The organism is Hymenobacter gelipurpurascens, from assembly GCF_900187375.1.
Classification (GTDB): domain Bacteria; phylum Bacteroidota; class Bacteroidia; order Cytophagales; family Hymenobacteraceae; genus Hymenobacter; species Hymenobacter gelipurpurascens.
On record NZ_FYEW01000001.1, the window covers coordinates 1,991,617 to 2,014,723 of the forward strand.

At 58.0% G+C, this 23,107-nt stretch carries 22 protein-coding genes; 14 read left to right on the forward strand and 8 right to left on the reverse strand.

The features are described from left to right. Window positions 1-44: 44 nt before the first annotated feature. On the reverse strand, window positions 45-323 hold the full coding sequence (locus CFT68_RS08355) for a GNAT family N-acetyltransferase (RefSeq protein WP_088842946.1): 279 nt from the start codon (window positions 321-323) through the stop codon (window positions 45-47). Window positions 324-485: 162 nt separating this feature from the next. On the opposite strand from CFT68_RS08355, the gene CFT68_RS08360 reads away from it, so the two are divergent. The 3 genes from CFT68_RS08360 to CFT68_RS08370 all read left to right on the forward strand — a co-directional run bounded on the left by CFT68_RS08360 (window position 486) and on the right by CFT68_RS08370 (window position 2,358). Further along, window positions 486-998, forward strand: coding sequence for a hypothetical protein (locus tag CFT68_RS08360; protein ID WP_088842947.1), 513 nt, complete (start codon window positions 486-488; stop codon window positions 996-998). A gap of 41 nt (window positions 999-1,039) precedes the next feature. Next, window positions 1,040-1,318, forward strand: a complete 279-nt coding sequence (locus tag CFT68_RS08365; RefSeq protein ID WP_088842948.1) for a hypothetical protein — start codon at window positions 1,040-1,042, stop codon at window positions 1,316-1,318. A gap of 221 nt (window positions 1,319-1,539) precedes the next feature. Continuing rightward, window positions 1,540-2,358, forward strand: a complete 819-nt coding sequence (locus tag CFT68_RS08370; protein ID WP_088842949.1) for a universal stress protein — start codon at window positions 1,540-1,542, stop codon at window positions 2,356-2,358. Between the two features lie 247 nt (window positions 2,359-2,605). Here CFT68_RS08370 and CFT68_RS08375 read toward each other — a convergent pair whose 3' ends face one another. Next, window positions 2,606-4,729 (reverse strand): TonB-dependent receptor family protein, encoded by a 2,124-nt coding sequence (locus CFT68_RS08375; protein ID WP_141106494.1) that lies wholly within the window; start codon window positions 4,727-4,729, stop codon window positions 2,606-2,608. A gap of 536 nt (window positions 4,730-5,265) precedes the next feature. On the opposite strand from CFT68_RS08375, the gene CFT68_RS21485 reads away from it, so the two are divergent. From CFT68_RS21485 to aspA, 9 genes are all read left to right on the forward strand, one after another. Further along, window positions 5,266-5,628, forward strand: coding sequence for a hypothetical protein (locus tag CFT68_RS21485; RefSeq protein WP_141106495.1), 363 nt, complete (start codon window positions 5,266-5,268; stop codon window positions 5,626-5,628). Window positions 5,629-5,843: 215 nt separating this feature from the next. Next, the gene (locus tag CFT68_RS08385; protein ID WP_088842952.1) at window positions 5,844-6,395 is read left to right on the forward strand and encodes a hypothetical protein; all 552 of its coding nucleotides are present in this window, start codon (window positions 5,844-5,846) and stop codon (window positions 6,393-6,395) included. A 159-nt stretch (window positions 6,396-6,554) separates the two neighbouring features. Next, window positions 6,555-6,869 (forward strand): sll1863 family stress response protein, encoded by a 315-nt coding sequence (locus CFT68_RS08390; RefSeq protein ID WP_088842953.1) that lies wholly within the window; start codon window positions 6,555-6,557, stop codon window positions 6,867-6,869. 303 nt (window positions 6,870-7,172) lie between these two features. Further along, window positions 7,173-8,114 (forward strand): alpha/beta fold hydrolase, encoded by a 942-nt coding sequence (locus CFT68_RS08395; protein WP_088842954.1) that lies wholly within the window; start codon window positions 7,173-7,175, stop codon window positions 8,112-8,114. Window positions 8,115-8,217: 103 nt separating this feature from the next. Beyond that, window positions 8,218-9,309, forward strand: coding sequence for a sensor histidine kinase (locus tag CFT68_RS08400; protein WP_088842955.1), 1,092 nt, complete (start codon window positions 8,218-8,220; stop codon window positions 9,307-9,309). 33 nt (window positions 9,310-9,342) lie between these two features. Then, window positions 9,343-10,086 (forward strand): LytR/AlgR family response regulator transcription factor, encoded by a 744-nt coding sequence (locus CFT68_RS08405; protein ID WP_088842956.1) that lies wholly within the window; start codon window positions 9,343-9,345, stop codon window positions 10,084-10,086. Window positions 10,087-10,199: 113 nt separating this feature from the next. Next, the gene (locus CFT68_RS08410) at window positions 10,200-10,457 is read left to right on the forward strand and encodes a hypothetical protein (protein WP_088842957.1); all 258 of its coding nucleotides are present in this window, start codon (window positions 10,200-10,202) and stop codon (window positions 10,455-10,457) included. 225 nt (window positions 10,458-10,682) lie between these two features. Beyond that, a complete protein-coding gene (locus CFT68_RS08415; protein ID WP_088842958.1) occupies window positions 10,683-13,550 on the forward strand; it encodes a S8 family peptidase in 2,868 nt (955 codons plus the stop codon). Between the two features lie 269 nt (window positions 13,551-13,819). After that, window positions 13,820-15,226: an aspartate ammonia-lyase gene (gene aspA / locus CFT68_RS08420; protein ID WP_088842959.1), complete on the forward strand. Its 1,407-nt coding sequence runs from the start codon at window positions 13,820-13,822 to the stop codon at window positions 15,224-15,226. 124 nt (window positions 15,227-15,350) lie between these two features. Here aspA and CFT68_RS08425 read toward each other — a convergent pair whose 3' ends face one another. Together CFT68_RS08425 and CFT68_RS08430 are read right to left on the reverse strand one after the other, a co-directional pair. After that, the gene (locus CFT68_RS08425; RefSeq protein WP_088842960.1) at window positions 15,351-16,649 is read right to left on the reverse strand and encodes a Y-family DNA polymerase; all 1,299 of its coding nucleotides are present in this window, start codon (window positions 16,647-16,649) and stop codon (window positions 15,351-15,353) included. A gap of 49 nt (window positions 16,650-16,698) precedes the next feature. Next, window positions 16,699-17,184 (reverse strand): LexA family protein, encoded by a 486-nt coding sequence (locus CFT68_RS08430; RefSeq protein WP_088842961.1) that lies wholly within the window; start codon window positions 17,182-17,184, stop codon window positions 16,699-16,701. A gap of 242 nt (window positions 17,185-17,426) precedes the next feature. On the opposite strand from CFT68_RS08430, the gene CFT68_RS08435 reads away from it, so the two are divergent. Both CFT68_RS08435 and CFT68_RS08440 read left to right on the forward strand, forming a co-directional pair. Beyond that, window positions 17,427-17,675: a hypothetical protein gene (locus tag CFT68_RS08435; RefSeq protein WP_088842962.1), complete on the forward strand. Its 249-nt coding sequence runs from the start codon at window positions 17,427-17,429 to the stop codon at window positions 17,673-17,675. Window positions 17,676-17,875: 200 nt separating this feature from the next. Further along, a complete protein-coding gene (locus CFT68_RS08440) occupies window positions 17,876-18,286 on the forward strand; it encodes a hypothetical protein (RefSeq protein ID WP_212590378.1) in 411 nt (136 codons plus the stop codon). Here CFT68_RS08440 and CFT68_RS08445 read toward each other — a convergent pair. From CFT68_RS08445 to CFT68_RS08460, 4 genes are all read right to left on the reverse strand, one after another. After that, on the reverse strand, window positions 18,276-19,271 hold the full coding sequence (locus CFT68_RS08445; protein ID WP_088842963.1) for an AAA family ATPase: 996 nt from the start codon (window positions 19,269-19,271) through the stop codon (window positions 18,276-18,278). The two genes, CFT68_RS08440 and CFT68_RS08445, sit on opposite strands and share 11 nt — an antisense overlap. A gap of 17 nt (window positions 19,272-19,288) precedes the next feature. Continuing rightward, on the reverse strand, window positions 19,289-21,307 hold the full coding sequence (locus CFT68_RS08450; protein WP_245815317.1) for a TonB-dependent receptor: 2,019 nt from the start codon (window positions 21,305-21,307) through the stop codon (window positions 19,289-19,291). Window positions 21,308-21,435: 128 nt separating this feature from the next. Next, on the reverse strand, window positions 21,436-22,404 hold the full coding sequence (locus CFT68_RS08455; RefSeq protein WP_088842964.1) for a DMT family transporter: 969 nt from the start codon (window positions 22,402-22,404) through the stop codon (window positions 21,436-21,438). After that, window positions 22,405-23,040 carry a hypothetical protein gene (locus CFT68_RS08460; protein WP_088842965.1) on the reverse strand — a complete coding sequence of 212 codons (636 nt, stop codon included), beginning with the start codon at window positions 23,038-23,040 and terminating at the stop codon, window positions 22,405-22,407. It lies immediately after the preceding gene. Between the last annotated feature and the right edge of the window lie 67 nt (window positions 23,041-23,107).

Consider the following 23,107-nt stretch of genomic DNA (forward strand, 5'->3'; position numbering starts at 1 on the left):
AGTCGGGTGCAGACGGGTGGCCTAGCGTAACCCCAGCCCCGGCCCTAGGCCAGTAAATCCTGATACTCGGGGTGCTGGCGCACGAACCCGGCCATGAACTTGCAGCTGGTTTTCACCTGCAGACCTTCCTGGCGGGCGTAGGCCAGTCCGGCCTTGGCCAGCTCTTCGGCCAGCCCCTGCCCGCGCAGCTCCTCCGCCACGAAAGTATGGGTGAAGTCGATGACGTTGCTTTGGGGCTTGCTGTAGGCCAGTTCGCCGCTGAAGCCGTCCTGCTCAATAGTAAATTCCTGATCCTGGGGGTGATGTTTAACGTGCACAGACATAGTTAGGAGCAAATGAAAGGAATGATGCCGCAAGCTACTGCCGAGGTTTAGTTGAGGATAGTAGCCTTTTTCAGGGCGGTTTACGTACAAAGGGGTGAGCTGGCTGTCAGGCTGGCTTTTTCTCCCGTTTCCCACATCCACTCCTACTTACTTCTTTCGGTTATGTTACCTACCCCCGAAAACACGCCTGCATCTGATCTGCGCAATGATTCCGACGACCAGAACGGCGCTAACCTGCAGAATACATCAGCCGGAGCACCCCAGCCTACGGTAGGGCACGGCAATAAATCACCTCAGTATGGCGAATTTGGCCATGCTGAGTCGGCTACCAACTCGGCCAACGACGAGACCAGCCAAACCCAGGGCGGCCACGCGGCTCCCTCCATCGCCTACCCCGAACAGCGCGGCAGTGCCCCCCAGAACCTCGACCCTTCGCTGGCGCGTGAAGTAGCCGACTCTGAGTATGGTGAGCAGCGCGAGGGCTGGGCCCAAGACGACCCCCGCTACGGCGGCGGCACCCGCAACTGGGCTACTGCTGAGCCAGCTAACCGCAGCATCGGCTCAGAACCCGACTCCGATGAAACGCCCCACAACCCCAACGCCGGCAACAACGACAACCCCGACGAGTTCAGCGCGCTGCGCCCTGATAACGGCAGCGGCATCCCCGGCAAATAGCCGGTCTGCATCTCTTTTTCTCCCGACTTCCTTCTGACCCCATGGCAACCAAAGACAACGACCAACAAGACCCCGCTGCTGCCCTCGACCCAAAATCGGGCGCTAACCTTACTGAGGAGCAGCGTAAGCACCGCGAAGAGCTGTACGGCTACAAGCGCGATGAAGAAGGCACCCTCGACACGTCGGCCCGCCTCGATGACGAAACCAGCGGAATCCCCAACGGCAGCAACTCCACAGGGCCCGATGGCGACACTGGCAGCAGCCCCGATGAGCTGCTGATTCCCGGCTTCAACAACCCCATCGACGATAATAACCGCTAGGCCACTTTGCCCGGCGTATCCCCAGACAGGCTCCTTGCTCCGGCAAGGAGCCTGTCTGCTTTTTACGGTTTTCAGGACCGCCGCCCCATTGGCCGAAAAGTGGGCTGACCGATTCCAGACTGGCCTCTGAAGGCTGTACTTTTCAGTGGTTTGCATGACAAGACCCGCGAATTCTCGTATACTCATCGAAAATTCTATTTTCCGATACTGCTGCTCCGCCTATGCCCCGTCCTTTCCTTGTCCTGACTGATTTCACGGCTGCCGCCGACACTGCGCTGCGTTATGCCGCCGACCTGGCCAAGCCCCTCGGCGCCTCTTTGGTTTTGCTGCACATCCGGCGCGAATCATTGCTTGACCCCGATGCCTTCATGGGCACCATCCGGCACCTGACGGAGGGCGAGGTGGCGGCGGCGCTGGAGGAGCGCACCCGGGGGCTGGCAGTGCCCGTTACGGTAGAGTCTACTGCCGATGGCATTGAAGCGGCCGTGTCTGACGCCGTACGCCGCCACCAGCCTAGCCTGGTAGTGCTGGGTAAGCCCGATACTGAAGAGACGCCCGACGAACTGGTGAGCAGCACGTCGCTCAAGCTGTTGCGGGCCACCCGCACGCCGCTGCTGGTTGTCCCGATCAGCCATACGGCCCAGGTGCCTCCCCAGCGCATCACAATTGCTGCCGATGATCTGCCCTTTTCCCTCAAACCCCAAACCGAAGCCATTCGGGAACTGCTAGGCCAGTTGCAGCCTACCATCACGGTGGAGCACGTGGTGGAGCCCGAGGACCGCGACGACTGCACTGCCTCCCGCGATGCCGTGCTGAAAAGTGGCCTCACGGCCGAAATCAGCCAGGTCAGAACGCATGGTGTGCGGCATTTGCATACGGTACATGGCATTTTGCAGGGCGCCGCCGAAACCCACGCCGACCTGCTGCTGGTAGTAGCCCGCCGCCGCAGCTTCCTGGGCCAGCTGTTCAACCGTAGCGTTACCTCGCAGGTGATTCTGCACGGCCGCCTGCCCATGCTGCTCTTGCCAGCGCTGGAATAGAGTGAGGTGGTGAAGTGGACGTTCGGCTGGCCTAGAGCTAGTGTCATTGCGAGAGGGGCAAAGCAATCTTTCCTTTGCCTCTCGCCAAATTTTGAAGAAACAAGAAGCCCTTACCTCCACAGTGGAAGTAAGGGCTTTTGCATAGGTCAACGGTTCGTGCAACGGCAAAGGAAAGATTGCTTCGTCCTTCGTCCTCGCAATGACATGTTCTAGGCCAGTCGAACGTTCACCTCACCATTTCACCTTTTCACCACTTCCAGCCGAGCTGTAGGCCGCTGTACCAGTTGCGGCCGGCGGCGGGCTGAAAGAAGCGGTTTCCGAAAGCGTTTAGGTCGTTGCCGAGGCTGTAGCGGCGGTCTGTGATATTCTCCACGCCACCAAAAACATCGGCTTCCAGGTGGCCTAGCAGTGTGCGGCGCCAGCCGGCGCGTGTGCCGAAAGTCCAGTAGCCAGCCGCATAGGCAGAGTTTGCATCGGTAAGCGGAATGCGGGCCTGGTGGTTGAGCGTGGGGTTGAGGTAGAAGCCCAGTTGCTCATTGAAATCGAGGCCGGCGCTGAGCGTGTGCGGGGCGGTGCCGGTGAGGCGGTTGCCGCTGTAGTCGTTGCCACCCGACTCGTACTGCCCGAAGCGGTAGTGGTTATAGGCGTAGCTCGCCCAGGCCCGTAAGCCAGTCTGCACCTGGCCTAGCGCTGGTACAGAGAGGCCTACGGGCGCGGTAGACTGCTGCCACAGCCAACCGCTGAGCGCGGCTTCCAGGCCGCGCTGGCGGGTGTTGCCAGAGTTGGCGAACAGCTGCGTGCCCTGCTCGTCGCTGCGCGTGACGATGGTTTGGCGCAGGCGGAAATCGTAGGCTGCTACATCAAACACTAACCTATTATGGAAGAGCTTGCCGCGGGTGCCCACCTCGTAGCTGGTGCCGCGCTCGGCCTGCAGGTTGCGGTTGAGGCTCCCATCAGAAGGCCGGATTTCTTCCTCCGTGGGCGGCGAGAAGCCACTACTCACGTTGGCATACGCAGATATCAGCGGCGTAATCTCCTTCAACAGGGCCACTCTGGGCGAAACCTGAGGCCGGAAGTCGCGCCGAAACTGGTAGTTGGCAGGCTGCGTGGCGGCATCGGATACGCGGGTGATGCGGTAGCGCAGGCGGTTGTAGCTGGCCCCAGCCGTCAGCAGGAAACCAACGGGCAACTCGTAATCGGCCTGGGCAAACACGAACCCCGTGGCCGTCCTGATTTCATCGTCGTAGCGCAGCAGGCCGGGCGTGCCGCCACGGTTCTGGTAGTTGCGGGAGCTTTCAAAGCCGTTCTGCATCTCGCCCCCGCCCTGCAGGCGCAGCGTGTGACCGGCCAGCTCCGTGCGGTAGCGCAGCACTGCCCGCCCGCCCAGGCCCAGCACGGTATTACGCTCATAGTCTACCAGATACGGCGTCCGGATGATACTACCCGTGCCGTAAAGAGTGCCGGTGATGCTGAGCTGGTCCGTAAACCGATAGTCGTAGGTGGCACCGAGCAAGGCGGTGCGGGAGGCGTAGAACGTGCGTTGGGCCACGGTACCGGGGCTGGTGGCCGAACCGGGGCGCGCTTGGCGCGGGTTCTGCTCGAACTGGGCGCGGGTGAGGCCGCCGGGCAGCTGGTAGTCGAGGTCGGTGTAGAGGGCGTGCAGGCCCAGCGTGCCGTGCTCCGTGGCTTTCATCTCGCCGTCCAGCGCTATCGTTTCGCGGCGCAGGGCGCTTTGCTCGCGGTAGCCATCCAATGTCTGCCGCGAATACTGCGCCCGCAGGTAGCCGGTGGCGGTGCCCGTTTCAGCGGCCACGGTATAGCGGCGCAGACCATAGCTACCCGCCGTGAAGCCTGTTTGCACCCGCGAAGTGCCGGGCAGTGGCCTACGGTTGGTGAGCAGCACCGCGCCGCCTATGCCGGCGCCATACACGCTGGCCGTGGGTCCTTTTATCACTTCAATTCCGCCCAGCTGGCTGGGGTCTAGCAAATTGAGGGAAGTGCTTCCGCTGGCTTCCGTGAACGGAATGCCTTGGTAGTACACCTTCACGTTGCGCACGCCAAATGGCGAGCGAAGCGTGCTGCCGCGCACACTGAGGCGGTAGCTGGCCGTGGCCCGCTCTTCGAGGCGCACGCCGGGCAGCGTGTTTACGGCTTGGGTGAGAGCATTTTGCGGGAAGCGCTCCAGCACGGCGGCATCGAGCACGCCCACCGCGGCGGCCGTGCGGCGCAACGGCAGTTGCTGGCCGTAGCCGGTTACGGTAGCTTCGGGCAGCACTTGCACGCGGGCCGTATCGGGAGTAGTGCCGGGCAGGTTTTGGGCAACGGCAGAAACAGGCAGCAGCAACAGCGCCGCGGCGTAACGATGAGTCATCAGGAGGGGCACTAACAGCGGAAGCAGCAGCAGCAGCAGAAGTGGTCTAGGCCACTCCCGCAAGGTGCGGCAAGGAACTATACCGCGTTCGGCCGATTTCGTTTGAATATTTCCACCAGTTCAGCAGCAGAAAAGCCCTATACTGGCACAGGACTATATACCAAACTACCAGCCCGATTCGTATTTCTTACCAGTTCCACTTAACTACGTTGGTCGTGCCTCAACTAGCCCGGAATCTTTTCAGACGGCCTCCACGCCTGCTTTTTGCGCCGGCGCTGCTGCTTGATTTGGCTGTGCTGCTAGGTATCAGCAGCATCCTGCTCAGTAGTCTGCACCAAGCGCCCCGCCAAGCCATACTGCAGGTTACTTTTCCACCTCGCCCAGAGAAAGTTGTGGAGCTTCATCGCGCTGGTGTTTTTCACTTCCCAACCCCTGCGGAAGTACGCCGAATGCGGATATGGCAAACCGTGTGGCTCACAGGGAAAGGGCAGACTGACAGCTTAAATTTACAGAGCTTCTGGCGGAAGACTGAACACATGCAGCAATTTCCAAACACCACCACTGGAGTAGCAGTACACTTTGGCTCGCAGGCCCACTATGGGAGTTTGGTGCGCGCAATTGATTATCTGAACCAGTTGGATGTCAAGAAATATACGATTGATATTACTTCGCCTACCACCACAGCTCTATATGCTTTTACGGATGCTCGACAGCAACCTAGGCCACTCTCCATTCCAACCCCAATTATCCTCGCAGCAACTCCCACTTCTGCCACGGCCCGCTGGCTGCAACAGGTAGGTGCGCCGCTGCAGCATTCGGCCTGGGGCACGGCTTTGTTGGCTTGCCTGGGTGTGATGGCAGTTGGGGCCGCCTGTTATGTCCTTCGTGAGGTAGCTTGAGCCGATGCTATACGCCACCATCGTTCATGCCCCGCCCCGCTCCCGTAGGCCACTGCTGCTTCTGCCGGGGCTGCTGTGCTTGAGCTACAGCGCTGTAATCTTCTAAATAAAGCCGTGTCTTCTTGAGTGGCCTACGCAGCGATAAAGCAGGCTAAAAAGCGTAGCCAGGCTACTTTCACGGAATCCGTCGCACGGAAATTGCGTTAGTCTTTCCTATGCCTGCCCTCTCCCCCGACCTGCGCAAAGCGCTCCTCCACCTTCCCCAAAAAGAAAAAGACCAGCTTCTGGTGCGCCTCGTTGGCCAGGATGCCGTGCTGATAGAACAGCTCAGTTTCCGGCTGCTGGAAGGCGACGATGCGCTGGAGCAACGCCGCCTGCGCCTGCGCACCCAGGTAGACGACCCTGTGCGCGGCTACCACCAAACTCCCAACGACCTGCTGCACATTGTGCGCCAGCTGCAGGCCCGCCTGGCTTACCACACCCGCATTACCGGCGACCTGTTTGGCGAAATAGAACTGACGCTGCGCCTGCTGACCAATGTATTGCGCCATCAGCCCGACGCGGTTTCTCGGCTGCATGGTCCCACGCAGCCGCTGCTGCAGCACCTGGCCCGCCGCACCCACGATGCCCTCAAGCAAGCCGGCAAGCTGCACGAGGATTATCTGGTGGAGCTTTCGCCGGCCACCAACGAGCTGCTGGCGCTGCTGTACGCCTCGGCGGCGGCGCCTTTGGCCCGGGAGCTGGGCGTGCCGACGGGGAACTTGTAGAATGGTGAAGTGGTGAGGTGGGCGTTTCGCTGGCGCAAGTGGCGCAGTTAACTCCTTCAGAACATCGACTCCTTCCTTCACCTTTCCTGTATCCTTTACGGAGCGAAAGCAGTATTTGAGAGAACCACACCACGCTCTCTTCACCAATCACCCTCCGCTATGTCTGCTACGCCTTCTCCCGAACATGTGCGCGTGCCCCTGCACTTGTCTGCCACTGAGCTACACCAAGCCCTCGATGAGCTAGATGCTAAAATCCGGACTCTGCAAAACCGCGCCCACGCTACCACGGCCAACTCCCAGCACACCTACCACGAGCATATCGCGACTCTGGAAACTAAGCGCTCTAAGCTGGCCGCGCAGCTGAAAGATGCCCCCGAGGCCCAATCGCCGCCGTCTGATACCGACCGCAGCACCTGGGACGAAATCTGGCGCGGCATTGAAAACCTGCGCAACGACCTGCGAAACATCATCTAGGCCACTTGGGCGGCCTGCCCGGAGCGCAGATGTTTACTTTCCTTTTCTAGCAGTGGCCTAGCCAGTTGCTCCTGAAGCCCCGCCCGCCGCGGGGCTTTTTGTTTGGCACCAGGAGTACGGCCCCAATGTAGCTAGGCCACTCAGGCCGCCCAAAACTGTTCTGGCCCCCGGCATGCCTCCGCCACTCGGGCTAGGCGTAGCGCAGTTCGGCAGAAGAAATTACCGTTCACTGAAATTTGATTTCTGCCTTGAGGTTGAGAAACTAGGTTTGGACCATTCTACAACGCCTAACCTGCTTTCACCATGAAACTCGCTACCTCCCTCCGCTCCGTTAGCGCCGCCTTCCTATTACTGAGCACCAGCTTCCCGGCCACTCTCTCGGCCGCTCCCGCACCTTCCGCAACCGTAAAGGCTGAGGCTCCAGCTTCTCACCCCGCTTTCACGGTACAGGTGGTAGGCAAAGGCCGGCCCATGCTCCTGATTCCGGGCCTTACCTGCCCCGGCGCCGTGTGGGATGAGACGGTGGCGCACTACCAGAAGCAGTACCAATGCCACGTAGTATCATTGGCCGGGTTTGGTGGCACGGCCCCCCTGGCCAACCGGGAGCAGTTTCTGCAGCAAGTCCGCGACCAGCTACTGGCCTACATCAAAACCCAAAAGCTCAACCGCCCCATTGTGGTAGGCCACAGCCTGGGCGGTTTCCTAGGCCTCTGGATGAGCACGGTGCAGCCTGAGGCCATCGGCCCGCTCGTGATTGTGGATTCGCTGCCTTTCATGGCGGCCGTGCAAAACCCCGCTATGACGGTGGAGCAAGCCAAACCCATGGCTGAAGGCATGCGCCAGCAGATGAGCCGGGGCTCGATGCCCGTGGCACTTGCCCGCCAGACCTCTGCCAGTATGATGACCGATACGGCCCGCATCAGCCAGGCCACCCGCTGGAGCGTAGCCTCCGACCCCACCACCGTGGCCCAGGCCTATTATGACCTGATGACCAACGACTTGCGCCATGATATTGCCCGCGTGCAGCAGCCTACGCTGGTACTGGGCGCCTGGGCAGCCTACAAGCAGTACGGCTCCACCAAGGAAGGCACCCGCGCTATTTTCGAGCAGCAGTACGCCAAGCTACCTCAGCACCACGTGGAAATGTCGGAGGCGGGCAAGCACTTCCTGATGTGGGACGACACGCAGTGGTTCTTCGCTCAGACGGATGCATTTTTGAAGCAGAACAGCCTGGCCAGGAAGTAGGCCTTTCCGCTTCTCCCCTAACTTGCCCACGTGGCATCACCTCCTGGCTAGGCCAGTTGAGTGATGCCACGTGCCGGTTTGCCCTTTCGCTGTAACCTTGCTTATGTTCTCCTACGCCTCTGTGCCCGCCCCCGGCCGCTTGTATTGGCGCCTGCAGCTAATTGGCTGGGCGCTGTACTTCCTTTTCAACTTCGTAGTCTTCTCCGTCTTCGGTAAGGCTTCCACCGATACTGGTCTTATTACGCTGCTGATTGTGGCTACTATGCTGGGGCTGAGCCACGCGTTGCGCTACCACATAGTGGCCAACGGCTGGCAACAGTTGGCGCCACTGCCCCTGCTAGGCCGACTGTTGGTTACCAATGCCCTACTATCGGTGCTGAGTCAGGTAATCATCTGGGGGCTGATTGCGTGGGTAGTACGCCCCAGTAGCACTGGCAAACCGCAGGGTTGGGCGGAGTTCATCGGGTATGCTTTCAACATCAACTTTGTGCTGTGGCTGTGGGCCGGCTTCTACTTCGGCTGGCATTATCTGCGCAGCTACAAACAGGCCGAGGTGGATAAATGGAAGCTCAGCGCGGCGGTGCAGGAAGCCGAAATGCGCACTCTGAAGGCCCAAATCAACCCCCACTTCATGTTCAACTCCCTCAACAACATCCGGGCGTTGGTGATGGAAGACCCCGCCCGCTCCCGCGACATGATTACGCACCTCTCCGACCTGCTGCGCTACTCCATTCAGCTCAACAGCGCCGAGCAGGTGCCGCTGGGTCGGGAACTAGAGATTGTGGAGCACTACCTGCAGCTGGAGGCCCTGCAGCTGGAAGAACGCCTACGCTATTCGCTTGATGTAGACCCCGCCGCTTTACCCGTGCTCATTCCGCCCATGACGTTGCAGTTGCTGGTGGAAAACGCCATCAAGCACGGTATTGCGCCGCGCCCCGAGGGTGGCCGCATTGTCCTTTCCGCGCAGCTGAATACTGGCCTAGGCCAGTTGCACGTGGCCGTTCGCAGCACGGGCCGCTACCAGCCCACTCCCGGCCACGAAGGCGTAGGCCTACGCAATGCCCGCGAGCGGCTGGCCCTGCTCTTTGGCCCAGCTGCCCACCTCGAAATCAGCAACGACGAAACTGCCGCTGACACAGTAGTAGCCCAGCTACAATTGCCCGTGCAGGCCTCTAGGCCAGTGCTGCTAGCTTAATTTCTTCTCCTCCTTAATTGACTTACTCGCTGCATGAAAGTCTTGCTCGTCGATGACTCTCGCCTGGCGCGCACGGAGCTGCGCCACTTGCTACAGGCCTACCCCGATGTGGAAATTGTGGGCGAAGCCCGCCACGCGGCGGAGGCTCGGGAGGCCCTGCAGCAGCTGCAGCCCGATTTGCTACTCCTCGATATTCATATGCCCGGCGAAACCGGCTTCGAGCTGCTCGCCTCCCTGGACCAGGCCCCGCACGTAGTTTTCACGACGGCCTACGACGAGTATGCCCTGCGAGCCTTCGAGGTAAATGCCCTGGATTACCTCTTGAAGCCCGTGCAGGAGTCGCGCCTGACGGTTGCCCTGGAGAAGGCCCGGCGTAAGCTGGTAGCCTCGCCCCCCGAAACGACCCGTCCGGCTGCTGCCGAGGAGCCCGCCGCTACTCCGCTCACCGCCCAGGACCAGGTCTTTGTGAAGGATGGCGAACGGTGCTGGTTTGTACGCCTGGCCGATATCAAGCTATTTGAAATCAACGGAAGCTACACCCAAATCTACTTCGAGCAGCACCGGCCGCTTATCCCGCGCACTCTGCAACACCTGGAAACCCGCCTCGACCCAAAGGTTTTTTTCCGGGCCAACCGCCAGCAGATTATCAACCTCAAATGGATTGCCGGCATTGAACCCTGGTTTAGCAATACGCTCAAAATTCAGCTACGCGACGGGCCAGAAGTCGAAATTTCGCGCCAGCAGTCGGTGCGTTTTCGGGAGCTTATGAGTTTATGAACTAGCAGAACATCAACCAGATTGCATCTTTTTACTACCAATATCAGTACACCAAGAGGAGCCCGATGCTCTCCGCCCGCCGGCCGGATTCTTCCACTCAGACTCTTCTTCCTATGAAAACGCTACTCACTATATCTGCTCTAGGCCTGTTGGGGGCCGTTTCGTCCTGTTCCCAAGATAGTGTTGCTCACAACCCGCGCAACAACTACCAGAACGTATCCATGAAAAACGAGCGACGCAAAAACGATAAATCGGAGTTCAAAAAGAATCACTCTCCTGTTGGGTTTGGCCTTGATCTGAACGCAAATAATCCGTATAAATTTCGAATGGTGACCTCGCCCAAAAAGTACAAATACAGCAAAGGCCGATAGGCGCACTCCCCGAATAAAAAAAGGTCATTCATTATTTGGATGACCTTTTTTTATTCTTATATTTTATAAATTAAATACAAACAACATAATCAGATACCGGGCTGAAGTAGTCTTCTCGGGTTCCGGAAAAATGCTACTGGCTTGATCTGAAAAAGATCAGGTTGTAGAGTCTGAGAATGTTAATTTTACGTAGCTGCTCTTCCCCACCCAGTTAGCTTGCTCTCTATGCTTACACACCTACGCTTCTCTTTTCTTTGTGGGGTCTTGCTCTGGCTGCTTCGGCTGCCTACGGCAGCTCAGGTACCAGGGCTGCCTATCCCTCGTACAGGCTCGGGCACCAGCATTGAGCCCGGCCGACTGGTATTCCGGCTGAAGCCCGACTACGCGGCGCAGGCCAAGCCCGATGGTGTGGCAGTGCCGGCGCTGCAAAACGCGCTAAGCAGCCTGGGAGCCGCTACCGTACACCAAAAATTCCCGCATGCCCAACGGCCGGAGCTGGCCCGTCCGCAGGCCGGAGCTGTTGACCTGAGCCTGCTCTACCAGGTAGAGTTTGACCGCAACCTTGCGCCGGAAAAAGCCTGCCGCCTGCTGATGCTCAGCGGCGCGGTGGAGTACGCCGAGCCGCGCTATATCCGGGAGCCCCTCTATCAGCCCACCGACCCGATGTCGGACTCCACCATTGCTAAGGTGGAATACTTCCAGACCCAATACTACCTGCGCAACATACAGGCCTACGGCGCCTGGGATGTCACGAAGGGCGACACCAGCATCGTTATTGCCATTGTGGATGGCGGTACGCGCTACACCCACGAGGACCTGGCTACCCAGCTTCAGATAAACCGCCTCGACCCGATTGATGGTATCGACAACGACAAAGACGGCTACATAGACAACTACCGGGGCTGGGACTTTGCCGACAACGATAATGATGCTACCCGCGAGACAAATAGCGTGCACGGCATTCTGGTGGCGGGCTGCGCTGCCGCCCGCGCCGACAATGGCAAGGGCATTGCGGGCGTTGGGTTTCGCTCCCGCTTCCTGCCCCTGAAAATCTACCCCAGCACACCGCAGGGCAGCTTCGCGGGCTTCGAGGCCATTGTGTACGCCGCCGACCACGGCTGCAAAGTCATCAACCTTTCCTGGGGCGGGGCGGGTGGCCGGTCGCAGTATGAGCAGGATATCATCAACTATGCCGCCGTAAACCACGATGCGGTGGTAGTAGCGGCCGCAGGCAACACGAACGCAGAACTGGACTTCTACCCCGCCAGCTACGACCACGTATTATCGGTAGCCTCCATGCACCCGGCCGATTTGAAGGACCCCAATGGTACCTTCAGCCGGCACGTGAGCGTTTCGGCGCCGGGCATGGGCATACTTACCATTCTGGGCAACAACGATTCGGACTATTACCCCGTTACAGGTTCTTCTTTCGCGGCCCCGTTGGTATCCGGAACAGCCGCGCTCGTACGGGCGCGCTTCCCCCACTTCACCGCGGATCAAGTGGCGGCTCAGATCCGGCAGACCACCGACAACGTGTATACAATACCCGGCAACGAGGTGTACCTGGGTAAGCTGGGCACTGGCCGCCTGAACGCGAAACGCGCCGTAACCCTAACTGACCGGCGCGCGGCGCGCATTACGAGCAGCCGCTTCACCCCCATCCGCAAGGCCTATGCCCCCGGCGATACGATACAGTTGGTAGCGGATCTGCAGAACCTGCTGCAACCCGTGGGAGGACTTACAGTAACGCTTAGCTCCCTTTCTCCCTACCTGATTATCCGGCAGGGCTCGTTTGCACCCGGCCCCCTGAGTATGCTACAGAAGACCAGCAACCAGGCCAAGCCCTTTCGGCTGGAAGTAGCTACCAAAGTTCCGCTGAATACGCAGGTAGTACTGCGCTACCACCTCCAGGATGCCGCCTCTGGCTACCAAGAAGACCAGTACGAAACGCTGACGCTGAATCCCGAATATGTGGTGATGAACGTCAACGATTTGCGTCTTACTCTCTCGGAAGGGGGCAAACTGGCCTACGCCAATCTGGGGATGGACACGGGAGAAGGCGTGAGCTACAAAGGCAGCACCCCCATGCTGTACGAAGGAGGCCTGATGATAGGCACCTCCGCCACGCGCGTAGCCGATAACGTACGCCACGATGGCGTTGGCAACAACATGGACTTCTACTCACTGGTCCGGACTTCTCTGCGCGAACATCCCCTGCGCGCCGACCAAGAGGCCTACAGTGTATACCGCGATTCGCTGCCCAGCAGCAAACGGCCTCAGGGCCTGGGCATTCGGGTGCGGCAGGTAACCTACGCCTTTGCTGCCGCGCCGCACCGCGACTATGTGGTGCTGGAGTATCACCTTACCAACCTATCAGCCGATACGATACGCCCACTGCATGCAGGCTTGTTTATGGATTGGGATCTGGCGCCCAATGTGGCCCGCAACGTAGCCAACTGGGACTCTGTACGCTCTCTGGCCTACGTTTATGACCCTGCCGTTCCCACGCTGTATGCCGGCGTGAAACTCCTGACGGGTGGCCTGCCCAGCGTGTATTCTATTGATAATGCAGCGCCTTCTTCGGCCCCGGTTTACCTGGGAAATGGCTTTAGCACCGCCGAGAAGTTTCTTACCCTGAGCAGTGGCACCCGCAAGTCGCGGTCTGCAGGTCTGCCGTCGGGCGTCGATGTATCGCAGGTGACGGGCGCGGCCCTGAAGCGCCTGGCTCCCCGCGACTCGGTGGTGGTGGCCTTTGCCGTGCTGGCAGCCCCTTCCCTAGCCCAGCTTCAGGCTACGGCTGAGGTAGCCCAGGCCCGTTACGCCAGCGTGCTGCCGGTAACCCCCACTGCACTTCTTACGGGCGTTCAGCTGTACCCTAACCCCACTGCAGGCCGGCTGCGGCTCACACTCCCTACTGGCCTAGGCCCTGCCACCGTGCGGGTACTATCGGCACTGGGCCAAACCATTCTAGCCCAAACCATACCAGGCACAGGCGCTGAGCTGAACCTGAGCGGGCGGGCAGCGGGCGTTTACATTGTGCAGGTTTCCACGAAAGCTGGCCTTTCTACCCACCGCATCATGCTCCAGCCCTGATTTTTTGCCTGCCTGAGCAAGCGGCATTTTCCTTTCGAGTGGGCCCTTGGGTAGCTGACGCCACAGCCAACCCAAGGGCCCATTTCTTGTCAACGCATTGGCTGTAAGCCTCTTCATTGGCCCATCGGAAACCATGCAGCTGCCCAGCTCCATCAGATCCTGTCGCAAACGGTCTGGCGGAGCTAAAAGCCCGGTATCTTGGCCCCGTTTTTCTTCCCACCCAATGAGCTTCTTTGCGTAGAAGAGGCCTACCACCTCAACCCTTCCTCATGCAAACTACCCGGCTTGAACATGATTTCTTAGGCGAACGAGCTATTCCCGAAGACGCGTATTATGGCATTCAGACCCTTCGGGCCCTCGAAAACTTCGATATCACGGGGATTCCGCTGAAGTCGGAGCCGCTGTTTGTGCAGGCCCTGGCCTACGTGAAGAAAGCCGCCGCTTTGGCTAACCGCGATTTGGGCGTGCTGGATGCTACCATTGCCGAGTTCATTGCCAAAGCCTGCGACCGGGTGATAGGTGGCGAGCTGGATAATCAGTTTCTGACCGATATGATTCAGGGGGGCGCGGGCACCTCGGTAAACATGAACGCCAACGAGGTTATTGCCAACGTGGCGCTGGAGCTGATGGGCCACCAGAAGGGTCAGTATGAGTTTTGCCACCCCAATAACCACGTCAACTGCTCCCAATCCACCAACGACGCTTACCCCACGGCTTTCCGTATTGCGCTCAACAACAAGCTGGTGAGCTACCGCCATGCCCTGGAAGTATTGGCTGATGCCTTCGCGGAGAAGGGTGAGGAGTTCCGAAACGTCCTGAAAATGGGCCGCACCCAGCTCCAGGATGCCGTGCCCATGAGCATGGGCGACGAGTTCAAGGCCTTTGCCACCAACCTGCGCGAGGAGCTGCTGCGCATCGACGACAGCCGCCAGCTGATCCGGGAAATCAACATGGGCGCCACCGCCATTGGTACCCGCGTGAATGCGCCTAATGGCTACGCCGAGCTGATAACGCAGTATCTGCGCGAGCTGACTGGCCTAGACCTCATCTTGGCCGGCGACCTGATTGAGGCCACCTACGATACCGGCGCCTACGTGCAGCTCTCCGGGGTGCTGAAGCGCACGGCCGTAAAACTCTCCAAGATCTGTAATGATTTGCGCCTGCTTTCTTCGGGGCCTCGCGCGGGCTTCAACGAAATCAACCTGCCGGCGCTGCAGCCCGGTTCCAGCATTATGCCGGGCAAGGTGAACCCGGTGGTGCCGGAAGTCGTCAACCAAACCGCCTTCTATGTAATCGGGGCCGACTTAACCGTAACCATGGCCGCCGAAGCCGGACAGCTGCAGCTGAACGTGATGGAGCCGGTGATTTCCTTCGCCCTGTTCACGTCCATCTCCTACATGACCCGCGCCTGCCACACCCTCCGCGACAAGTGCGTGGTCGGCATCACGGCCAACGCTCAGCACGCCCAACAACTCGTGTATAACAGCGTAGGCATCGTGACGCAGTTGAACCCGGTACTGGGCTACGAGGCCTCAGCCGAAATTGCCAAAGAAGCCCTGCGCACCGGCAAATCGGTACATGATGTAGCCGTGACGGAACGCCAGCTGCTGACCCAGGAGAAGTGGGACGAGATTTTCACGTTTGAAAACCTGATCCGGCCGCACTTCATCCAGTAAGTATTTCGTGCTGATCTGCTAGGCCACCATTGCCGAACGCTTTCGAGCGAAGACAGGACGCCTGATTGCCCCTATGTGGGATAACCAGCGTCCTGTCTTCGCTCGAACTTTTTTTGCGCCGGGCTCAGCACTTCACTTGCCACAAATCATCCCAACACGTAGTAAAGGCCGGAGAACGAAAGGCACTGCGCCCAGCCCATGGTGCACTACGCTGACCAGTGGCCGCGTAGCGCACCATGCCGCGCCCGAAACGCCGGTTCACGCAATCCAATGCCTGCATCAGTTGCTCTTGTCGCTGTAGGCGGGCCGGGTCAGTAGCGCCGAACAGGTCTAATTGGGGGTGTCCGGCGGGCTCTAGGCCACTCAGTACCACGCCGGCCCGCACGTAGGCCTGCCCTGGGCGCAGCAGCTGGCGTAGGCCACGTAAGGCCACCCGCAGCAGCTCGCCGGTATCGTGGGTGGCGGAGGGCAGATGCAGCACGGCGGTATGGGTGGAGGCTCCGGCAGTAGGCGCAAAACGGTCGGTGCCGAGCAGCACCGTAAGCAGGTGGGCACTGAGCTGCTGGCGGCGCAGCTTCTCGGCGGCTCGCGTAATGAAAGTGGCCACTGCTTCGCTGAGGACAGTAGCATCTTGTTGCGGTCGGCCGAAGGAGCGGGTACAGGCTACGCTGTGCCGGCGCGGAGCAATGCCCCCATCTTCCTCGTCGGTGGGGTGCCAGGTCAGGCAGGCTTCGCCGCGCAGCTCGCGCCACAGTCGCTGGCCTACCACGCCCCCCAAATGCCGACGCACCCAGCTTTCGGGCATGGCCACTAGCTCGGCCGCAGTCTGTACGCCCGCCGCCTGCAGTTTGGGCGCCAACCGCCGACCAATGCCCCAGATATCCTGCACGGCCGTGGCTTGCAGCGCGGCGTGTACGTCCTCTGCGGAATCAAGCACGACCACACCGCAGGTGGTTTTGCGGGCGAGCCGGTTGGCTAGCTTGGCCAGCGTTTTAGTAGCCGCCATTCCCACGCATACCGGAATCCCCACCTGGAGTTTTACCGCCTCGCGAATATCGGCGCCTATCTCGGCGGCGGTCTGGTTGCAGTAGCGCAACTCGTGCAGGTTCAGAAACGACTCATCTATGGAATATACCTCTACTTCGGGGGCAAATTGCGCCAGTACCCGCATCACGCGCCGGCTCAAATCACCATACAAGGCATAGTTGGAGGAGAACACTTGTACCCCGTGTTGCTCCAGCAGCGGCTTCACCTTGAAGTAGGGCTCCCCCATTTTCAGGCCGAGAGCTTTGGCTTCATCGGAGCGCGAAATCAGGCAGCCGTCGTTGTTGCTGAGCACCACTACGGGCATTCCCAGCAGCCGGGGCTGAAAAACCCGCTCGCAGCTCACGTAGAAATTGTTGCAATCAACTAGCGCGTACATAGAGCCGTTGGGAAGATGGGTACAGATGAGCCTAGGCCAGTCTGGGAGTTCAAGCCCGCTTCTGGCGATGCCACTCGCCTAAAGATTGCGCCGCCATTCGGCCTTCCAGCGCATGAATCACGTGGGTCACTACGCCCCACACCTCAAAAGCGGTTTCGGCGGGTACTTCCAATGGGGCATAGTTCTTGTTTTCAGCTTCCAGCCAGCGGCGCTTGCCTTGTTGCCGCAGCCGTTTGAGTGTGTGCTCGCCCTCTACCACGGCTACTACAATACTGCCATCAGTGGCCCACAAGGCGCGGTCAACGGCAATCAGGTCGCCGGGATGAATGCCGATACCCGTCATGGAGTCGCCGGCTACGCGGGCCAGAAAGGTAGAGGCCGGGTTGCGAAACAAATGCCGCGTCAGGTCCAGCGGTTCCTCCTGGTGGTCGTCGGCAGGTGAGGGAAAGCCAGCGGGCACCGGGCACCCGTAGAGCGGGAGCTCCATCGGCAGCAAGTGAATGGCCGGCACGGTATAAGCCAGAATGGTACTCATAAGCAGGAAGCTGGTGGTAAAACAATACAGCGCCGCTATTTACTAATTATTTTAGCAAATAAGCAAATCTATCTTTTCTCTGCTCTATACTTGAGGTGCTTCAAAAACATTAATTAGACCCACCTAACTTCTATTAAAATCCCATTAAAACATACGTAGAGTCTTATTTTACATACCGCAAACAACCAGAAAAATATTCCAACCTCATTAGTCTTTTTTGCTCAATATTCGTATCTTTGGATATGTCGAAAGTCAAGCTTCCTGTTCCGATTCCCGTTCAGCAGTATGCCCGATGCGTGGACGCCAGCCGCCGCCCCGCCGACCATGTCGGCGACTGGCCAAAGGCTGGCTGCGTATATCCGGTGCAGATTCGTCGTAATGCCCAAACCGGCCAACCTCAGATTCACGTGCTGGGTTTTTACGCTGAGCGGCCCTACGGAGCCTTTGCCGCCTACCGCTTCGAGACGGTAGCCAACGTCTGGCTGAACTAGCCCAACGCCCTTTTTCGCCACCCCATATTCCCGGCTGGTTCCGTTTGCTACACGGAGCCAGCCGGGCTTTTTTTGCCTCTAGGCCACTATCTACAAGTATAGCCCAGCCCGTAGGCCACGTAGCCGCAATTGCCCGGCACCCCTGGGTTTACCACTACTGCTTGTAGCCGGTATCTTTGACGTCGCAACCTTTTGCTTCTATGGAAAACGCGTCTGAGCCTACTTACAGCATCCCGGCCCCCTACCGCCGGATGGAAAACATGCACATCCTGTTCTGGCTGCTCAAGGACATTGGGTGGTGCATGATCTGGAAACCGCTAGGCCTCTCCATGATTCTTCCAACGCTCAGCATTGCCGTGCTCATCACCTGGCGCACCCGCGACATCAAGGCCGAGCTGGCGCACAACCTGGCCATTGTGTTCTGGATTTCGGCCAACTCCTACTGGATGATCAGTGAGTTCTTCGGGTTTGATACGGTGCACGTATGGGGCAGCATCACGGGCAAGCACATGGCCTTGGTGCCCTTCCTGACTGGCCTACTGATTCTGCTCTACTACTATCTGGTGCAGAAGCCCCAGGAAATGCGAGCGGAGCAAGTGGCTACGCTGTAGCGGCCGAATGCAGCAATTCTTCTAGTAGCTGCGTGGCTCGCGAAAACCGCTCGGCCCAGGTCCCACTTATTATCTGGTACTCGGTGCCGAAGTGCGCCAGCGTTTGCCGATGCGCTTCATCTAGGCGTTGGCGGTCGGGGGCGCTTAGACGGGTGCCGTCCTGCACGAAGGGCACATCGGGCAGTAGGTACAGGTATAAGTCGGCACGGTTGAGGGCGTAAAGTTCGGGGGGCAGCTCCAGCCACCCATTGCCGGTAAAGCGGGCGTAGGATTGGGTGATGTGCACATCCGTATCGAGTAGTAGCAGCGGGCCAGCTACCGGCCGCAGAAGCTTAATCCGTTGGGCATGCTCGGCGGCTACAGCATACAGATCTTCGGTACTGAAATCCGACGAGTCTGCAATCAATTCCCGAGCCGTTTCAAGCACGCACGAGGCACCAAAATGATCCGCCAGCTGCTGGGTAAGCGTTGTTTTACCCGTTGACTCAGTACCCAGGATGGCTACTGTGCGCCGGTAGTACGCTTGCACACCGGCAGGCAAGAACTCCCAGTTACCGCGCAGATCGGCCCGGATGGCCGATGCCGACACCGGCACCTGTGCTCGCTCGACGTCGAAGTCTAGATACTGAATGCCCATATACTGCGCTACTAAAGCTCCGTACGGCTCCGAGGTTACGACCAAGGAAACAGATGGCAGTAGCTTGTGAAAAACCTCGGCCCAGACCCGTGCCACCGCCGCCGAAGTTTCGGAGGTGTTCGGTAGTTCTGCTTCGTTGTAGGCATATACCTGCACTTGCACGTGGCTCCCGGCTTTCTCATTTTCGGCCCTAATCCATTGCGCACGTACCGTGCCCGCCACTGGTTCCTGGTCGCTGGCGCACACCAGTACCGTCAGTAGGTCGCAGTGCTGGCGCGCAAAGTCGATGAGCTTCTGATGGCCGCGATGAAAGGGCAGAAACTTACCGAAAACAAACGCATGCGTCATAAAGCGTAGCCCAGGGGTCAGAGTTGAAATTTTACGTTCACGTAGAAGTTGGCCGGCGCCGGCACAAAATACTTCTGGGTGCCATCGGCCTCCACGTACCCGTTGTTGAAATAGCGGGTGTTCGTAAGGTTGTTGCCAAACACGGTCAGCTGCCAGCCGCGCCAAGTATACTGCACCCGCGCGTTGAGAAGGGCGTAGCCACTAATAGCCGCCGAGTTGGCAAAATTGAGGTATGACCGGCTTTGGTAATGGCCCGTTGCGCCCACCAGCCAACGGCCGCGCTGGAATACCGCTTCCTGGTTGAATAGCAGCCCAGGGGTGAGAATGGGCTGGAACGATTCCGCCTGCTCCCGGATACGGCTCCGGTTAAGGGCGGCATTCGTGCGGAAGGCAAGCTGCCGGGTGGGTTGCCAGTTTAGCACTGCCTCTAGGCCACTTCGGTAGCTGCGGGCCACATTATCGGTGAGGGCGAGCCCATTGGGACCTAGGTTGCCGTTCAGTACAATCTCATTCTGAAAAGCCATGTAATACGCGTTTAGCTCCAGCTGAAGGCCGGGCATCTGACGGCGTACCCCTACCTCGTGGTCGGTTACGTACTCGGCGCGGGTGTTGCTCACGAGAGCTTGCCCGTCGGTATCAGCCAGCAAGTCATCATTGCCCCCAAACAAGTCGTTGCGGGTAGGCTCCCGGCCTGTTCGGCCGAGGCTATAGTAGAGCGTAGTACGGTCAGTTGCGGCGAAGCTGAGGCCGGCTTTGGGGTTGAGAAAGCGCCACGTCAAGGGCTGAAGCGCTACGCTACCTGCATAGCGAAATGTGGTAGCCCGACCTTGTAAGTCGGCGAAAGCCGTGAACTGGCCAAGGCGGGATTCAAGCTTACTGAATAGGCTGCCCTCCCGCTTGTAGCCGGTATTACGGTACAACTCGCCGGCCGTCTGCTCACTCCCAATGTGATGGCGCTGGTACGTGCTGACATGTAGGCCACTAGTCCAGGTAAAACGGCGCGAGCGGCGCGTGTAGGAACTGAAGCCTCCTAGGCCACCCGACCGAAAGTTGTACCGATACAGCTCAGTAGTGGCGGGCAGCCCCAGAAAAGTATTCAGATCAAAATCGTAGCCGCCCTGCAAGCCGGTAGCATACACGCTGGTAGTTACCTCTGCCGTTGGCGTGGGCTGCCACTGGTTCTGGAGCTGAACCAGGGCCTGCTGAAAATTATCGTTTTCCCGGCCGTTGGCATTAGCCCGCCGATTTTGGCGCAGCACCGAATCAGGCACTCCCAGCCACGCCAGCTGGTTGCGCTGCTGCCCCGCCAACACACTCAGTTTCCAGCTGGTTTTGTCGTAAAACAGCCCACTGCTCAGGTAAACAGAGCGCGACGTATTGGCCGAGTGGTCTTTGTACCCATCAGAATGCAGCTGCGAAGCCCGCACGTAGAGCGCCGCCCGGCCCTGTAGGCCACTCGCGCACTCGCCATACACCCGGTAACTCCCAAACGACCCGTAGCCGCCACCCAGAGTAGTCCGGGCTGAGTCCAGCAACGAGCTAGAGAACAGCTGAATGCTGCCGCCGTAGCTGGCCACGCCGTTTTGGGTAGTGCCCACTCCTCGCTGTATTTGCACACTGCTCAGCGAGTTGAACAAGTCAGGATAGTTGGAGAAGTAAGCCCCTTGGTCTTCCGGTTCGTTCAGGGGTACACCGTCGAGCGTGGTATTGATGCGCGTTTGGTCGATGCCGCGCAGACGGAAGTAGGCGTAGCCTTGCGTGCTACCCGCGTCAGAGTAAGCGGTAACACCTGGGGTTAGCTCGGTTAGTAAAAACGATGGTTCCTGTCCGACGCTTAGAGCCTTTAGGAATGAGCCTTTTAAGTTCTGAAACGTTACCGGCGTCAGCTTCTTGGCCTGGTAGGTTATCAGCACTCCCGGCAGCGCCCGGGTAGAATCAGTGGGAATAGTCTGGGCGTGAGCGGCAACGGACGCCAAACCTGGCAGCACCAGTAGCAAATACTTCATCAGCTTCTCGAAAGGCCGGGTAGTTAGCATCGGCGCACGAAGATTGCCCTTTCCTGCCTGTCTTGCTGCATTTCTGAGCTTGAAGCAGGAAATAGCAGTGCCATGTGGCCTAGATCACCTTCTGATTACCCTGTATATCTTTAGTCTTCATTGAGCATCTATAGTCGCCTAATTTCAGCTGCCTCTGAGGCTTGCTCAACTGCAGCAGCTGTTGTTTTATCTCGCTTCCACCCAATCAGCAACACACCTACCACTACCAGCAAAGTACCCACTATTTGCTCCGTGAATATCTTCTCGCCTAGCACGTAATGCGCCTGCAGAATGGTGGAAACCGGCCCGATGCCACTGATGATGGCCACATTGTTGGAGCCGATTTTCTTCATGCCTTGCGATATCAGGAAAGAAGGAAGTACGGTAGCCAGAATGGCCAACAGCAAACCATACATCCACATATCCTGGCCTAGCTCCACTTGCTGGATATTATGCGTCAGCAGGAAATGCCCGAACACCCCGAAAGTGGCTGCCAGCATGGCGTACGCGGTGAATTTGTTGGCCCCGACGCGCGGAATAACCCGCCCGCTCCCCACAATGTAGATGGAGTACGTAACAGCGCACATGAACACTAGGCCACTTCCCACATAGAAATTCGGGTTCTGCGAGTCAATGGACAGTTCCCCAAAGTACGCCAAGGCGATACCCGCGTAGGTGAGCAGCAGGGCTATTTGCTGGATTTTGGAAATGCGCTGCTTGAAGAAGTATGCGTTGATGAACACGGCAAAGCTCGGGTACAGAAACAGGATCAGCCGTTCCAGTCCTGCTGATATGTACTGTAGGCCTATAAAATCAAAAAGACTGCTCACGTAGTATCCAAGTAGGCCTATGCCGCATACCAGCAGCCACTCCCGGCCTGTCATCCGCACGTTGTCTTTCTGGGTGCTTACCAGGAATGCCGCCGCCAGATAAAACGGAAGCGAAAACACCATCCGAAGCGCCAGCAGCGTCACGGCATCGGTATGCGTGTGCCCGAAAGCCAGCTTCACGATGATGGCCTTGGTTGAAAAGAGCACCGCCCCTAGTAGCGTAATCAGGAAGCCGACAACGGAAACGGCTTGTTTGGTAGAGGACATTTATTTCTTTGAAAATCTCAGCTGATCGATTTTATCACTTTCTATTATTACTGCTATATCTTTTAGAGAACCAATGTTGATAACCAAAGGACTAATTTCATTCCTTTTAACTACAAACCTAAATTCACTCTGATACTTATACTCTAATGGCTTTTTAAATAATGACCATTTACCAAAAAACGTATTAGTGTCTATATAATCTACCGGGCCACTGTACACTTTGAGACCTTTATTTTCAATATTAGATTTAACACGATCATAAAATTCGTCTACTTTGAGAATTATCACTGCCGTATCACCAAATTGCTTGCACTTACTATCTATGATTAGGTCTTCAACATTTTCGACTGTTTCAAGCATATACATAGAATATATATTACCTATTGGCTCTTCATTCCATACTTGCAATTTCCCGATATCAGCACGCAATACATCTTCCCCTTTCAGTGAAATGACTATATTATTTATTTCCTGCTGCTCATCTAAATGTTCATGCTTATCTCCCCTAACATTCCCATCTTCTATTTTCACAAATTCACTGACGTGATTCATGTATATCGTCCCGTTATAGTACAGATTTTCCATAAACTTTCTGTCACCAATTTTTATTAAAGAAAACAGCTGAATCTTTTTCATCTATAATTTATATAAACACTAAAAGTTCTCAAAGATAAAACGGCCGCTTCCTTTTCAGGAAGCGGCC

What these genes read in the sequence shown, in the direction of transcription:
- CFT68_RS08355 (WP_088842946.1), bottom strand. Translation starts at nt 323, where the DNA reads ATGTCTGTGCACGTTAAACATCACCCCCAGGATCAGGAATTTACTATT.
- CFT68_RS08360 (WP_088842947.1), top strand. Translation starts at nt 486, where the DNA reads ATGTTACCTACCCCCGAAAACACGCCTGCATCTGATCTGCGCAATGAT.
- CFT68_RS08365 (WP_088842948.1), top strand. Translation starts at nt 1,040, where the DNA reads ATGGCAACCAAAGACAACGACCAACAAGACCCCGCTGCTGCCCTCGAC.
- CFT68_RS08370 (WP_088842949.1), top strand. Translation starts at nt 1,540, where the DNA reads ATGCCCCGTCCTTTCCTTGTCCTGACTGATTTCACGGCTGCCGCCGAC.
- CFT68_RS08375 (WP_141106494.1), bottom strand. Translation starts at nt 4,729, where the DNA reads ATGACTCATCGTTACGCCGCGGCGCTGTTGCTGCTGCCTGTTTCTGCC.
- CFT68_RS21485 (WP_141106495.1), top strand. Translation starts at nt 5,266, where the DNA reads ATGCAGCAATTTCCAAACACCACCACTGGAGTAGCAGTACACTTTGGC.
- CFT68_RS08385 (WP_088842952.1), top strand. Translation starts at nt 5,844, where the DNA reads ATGCCTGCCCTCTCCCCCGACCTGCGCAAAGCGCTCCTCCACCTTCCC.
- CFT68_RS08390 (WP_088842953.1), top strand. Translation starts at nt 6,555, where the DNA reads ATGTCTGCTACGCCTTCTCCCGAACATGTGCGCGTGCCCCTGCACTTG.
- CFT68_RS08395 (WP_088842954.1), top strand. Translation starts at nt 7,173, where the DNA reads ATGAAACTCGCTACCTCCCTCCGCTCCGTTAGCGCCGCCTTCCTATTA.
- CFT68_RS08400 (WP_088842955.1), top strand. Translation starts at nt 8,218, where the DNA reads ATGTTCTCCTACGCCTCTGTGCCCGCCCCCGGCCGCTTGTATTGGCGC.
- CFT68_RS08405 (WP_088842956.1), top strand. Translation starts at nt 9,343, where the DNA reads ATGAAAGTCTTGCTCGTCGATGACTCTCGCCTGGCGCGCACGGAGCTG.
- CFT68_RS08410 (WP_088842957.1), top strand. Translation starts at nt 10,200, where the DNA reads ATGAAAACGCTACTCACTATATCTGCTCTAGGCCTGTTGGGGGCCGTT.
- CFT68_RS08415 (WP_088842958.1), top strand. Translation starts at nt 10,683, where the DNA reads ATGCTTACACACCTACGCTTCTCTTTTCTTTGTGGGGTCTTGCTCTGG.
- aspA (WP_088842959.1), top strand. Translation starts at nt 13,820, where the DNA reads ATGCAAACTACCCGGCTTGAACATGATTTCTTAGGCGAACGAGCTATT.
- CFT68_RS08425 (WP_088842960.1), bottom strand. Translation starts at nt 16,649, where the DNA reads ATGTACGCGCTAGTTGATTGCAACAATTTCTACGTGAGCTGCGAGCGG.
- CFT68_RS08430 (WP_088842961.1), bottom strand. Translation starts at nt 17,184, where the DNA reads ATGAGTACCATTCTGGCTTATACCGTGCCGGCCATTCACTTGCTGCCG.
- CFT68_RS08435 (WP_088842962.1), top strand. Translation starts at nt 17,427, where the DNA reads ATGTCGAAAGTCAAGCTTCCTGTTCCGATTCCCGTTCAGCAGTATGCC.
- CFT68_RS08440 (WP_212590378.1), top strand. Translation starts at nt 17,876, where the DNA reads ATGGAAAACGCGTCTGAGCCTACTTACAGCATCCCGGCCCCCTACCGC.
- CFT68_RS08445 (WP_088842963.1), bottom strand. Translation starts at nt 19,271, where the DNA reads ATGACGCATGCGTTTGTTTTCGGTAAGTTTCTGCCCTTTCATCGCGGC.
- CFT68_RS08450 (WP_245815317.1), bottom strand. Translation starts at nt 21,307, where the DNA reads ATGCTAACTACCCGGCCTTTCGAGAAGCTGATGAAGTATTTGCTACTG.
- CFT68_RS08455 (WP_088842964.1), bottom strand. Translation starts at nt 22,404, where the DNA reads ATGTCCTCTACCAAACAAGCCGTTTCCGTTGTCGGCTTCCTGATTACG.
- CFT68_RS08460 (WP_088842965.1), bottom strand. Translation starts at nt 23,040, where the DNA reads ATGAAAAAGATTCAGCTGTTTTCTTTAATAAAAATTGGTGACAGAAAG.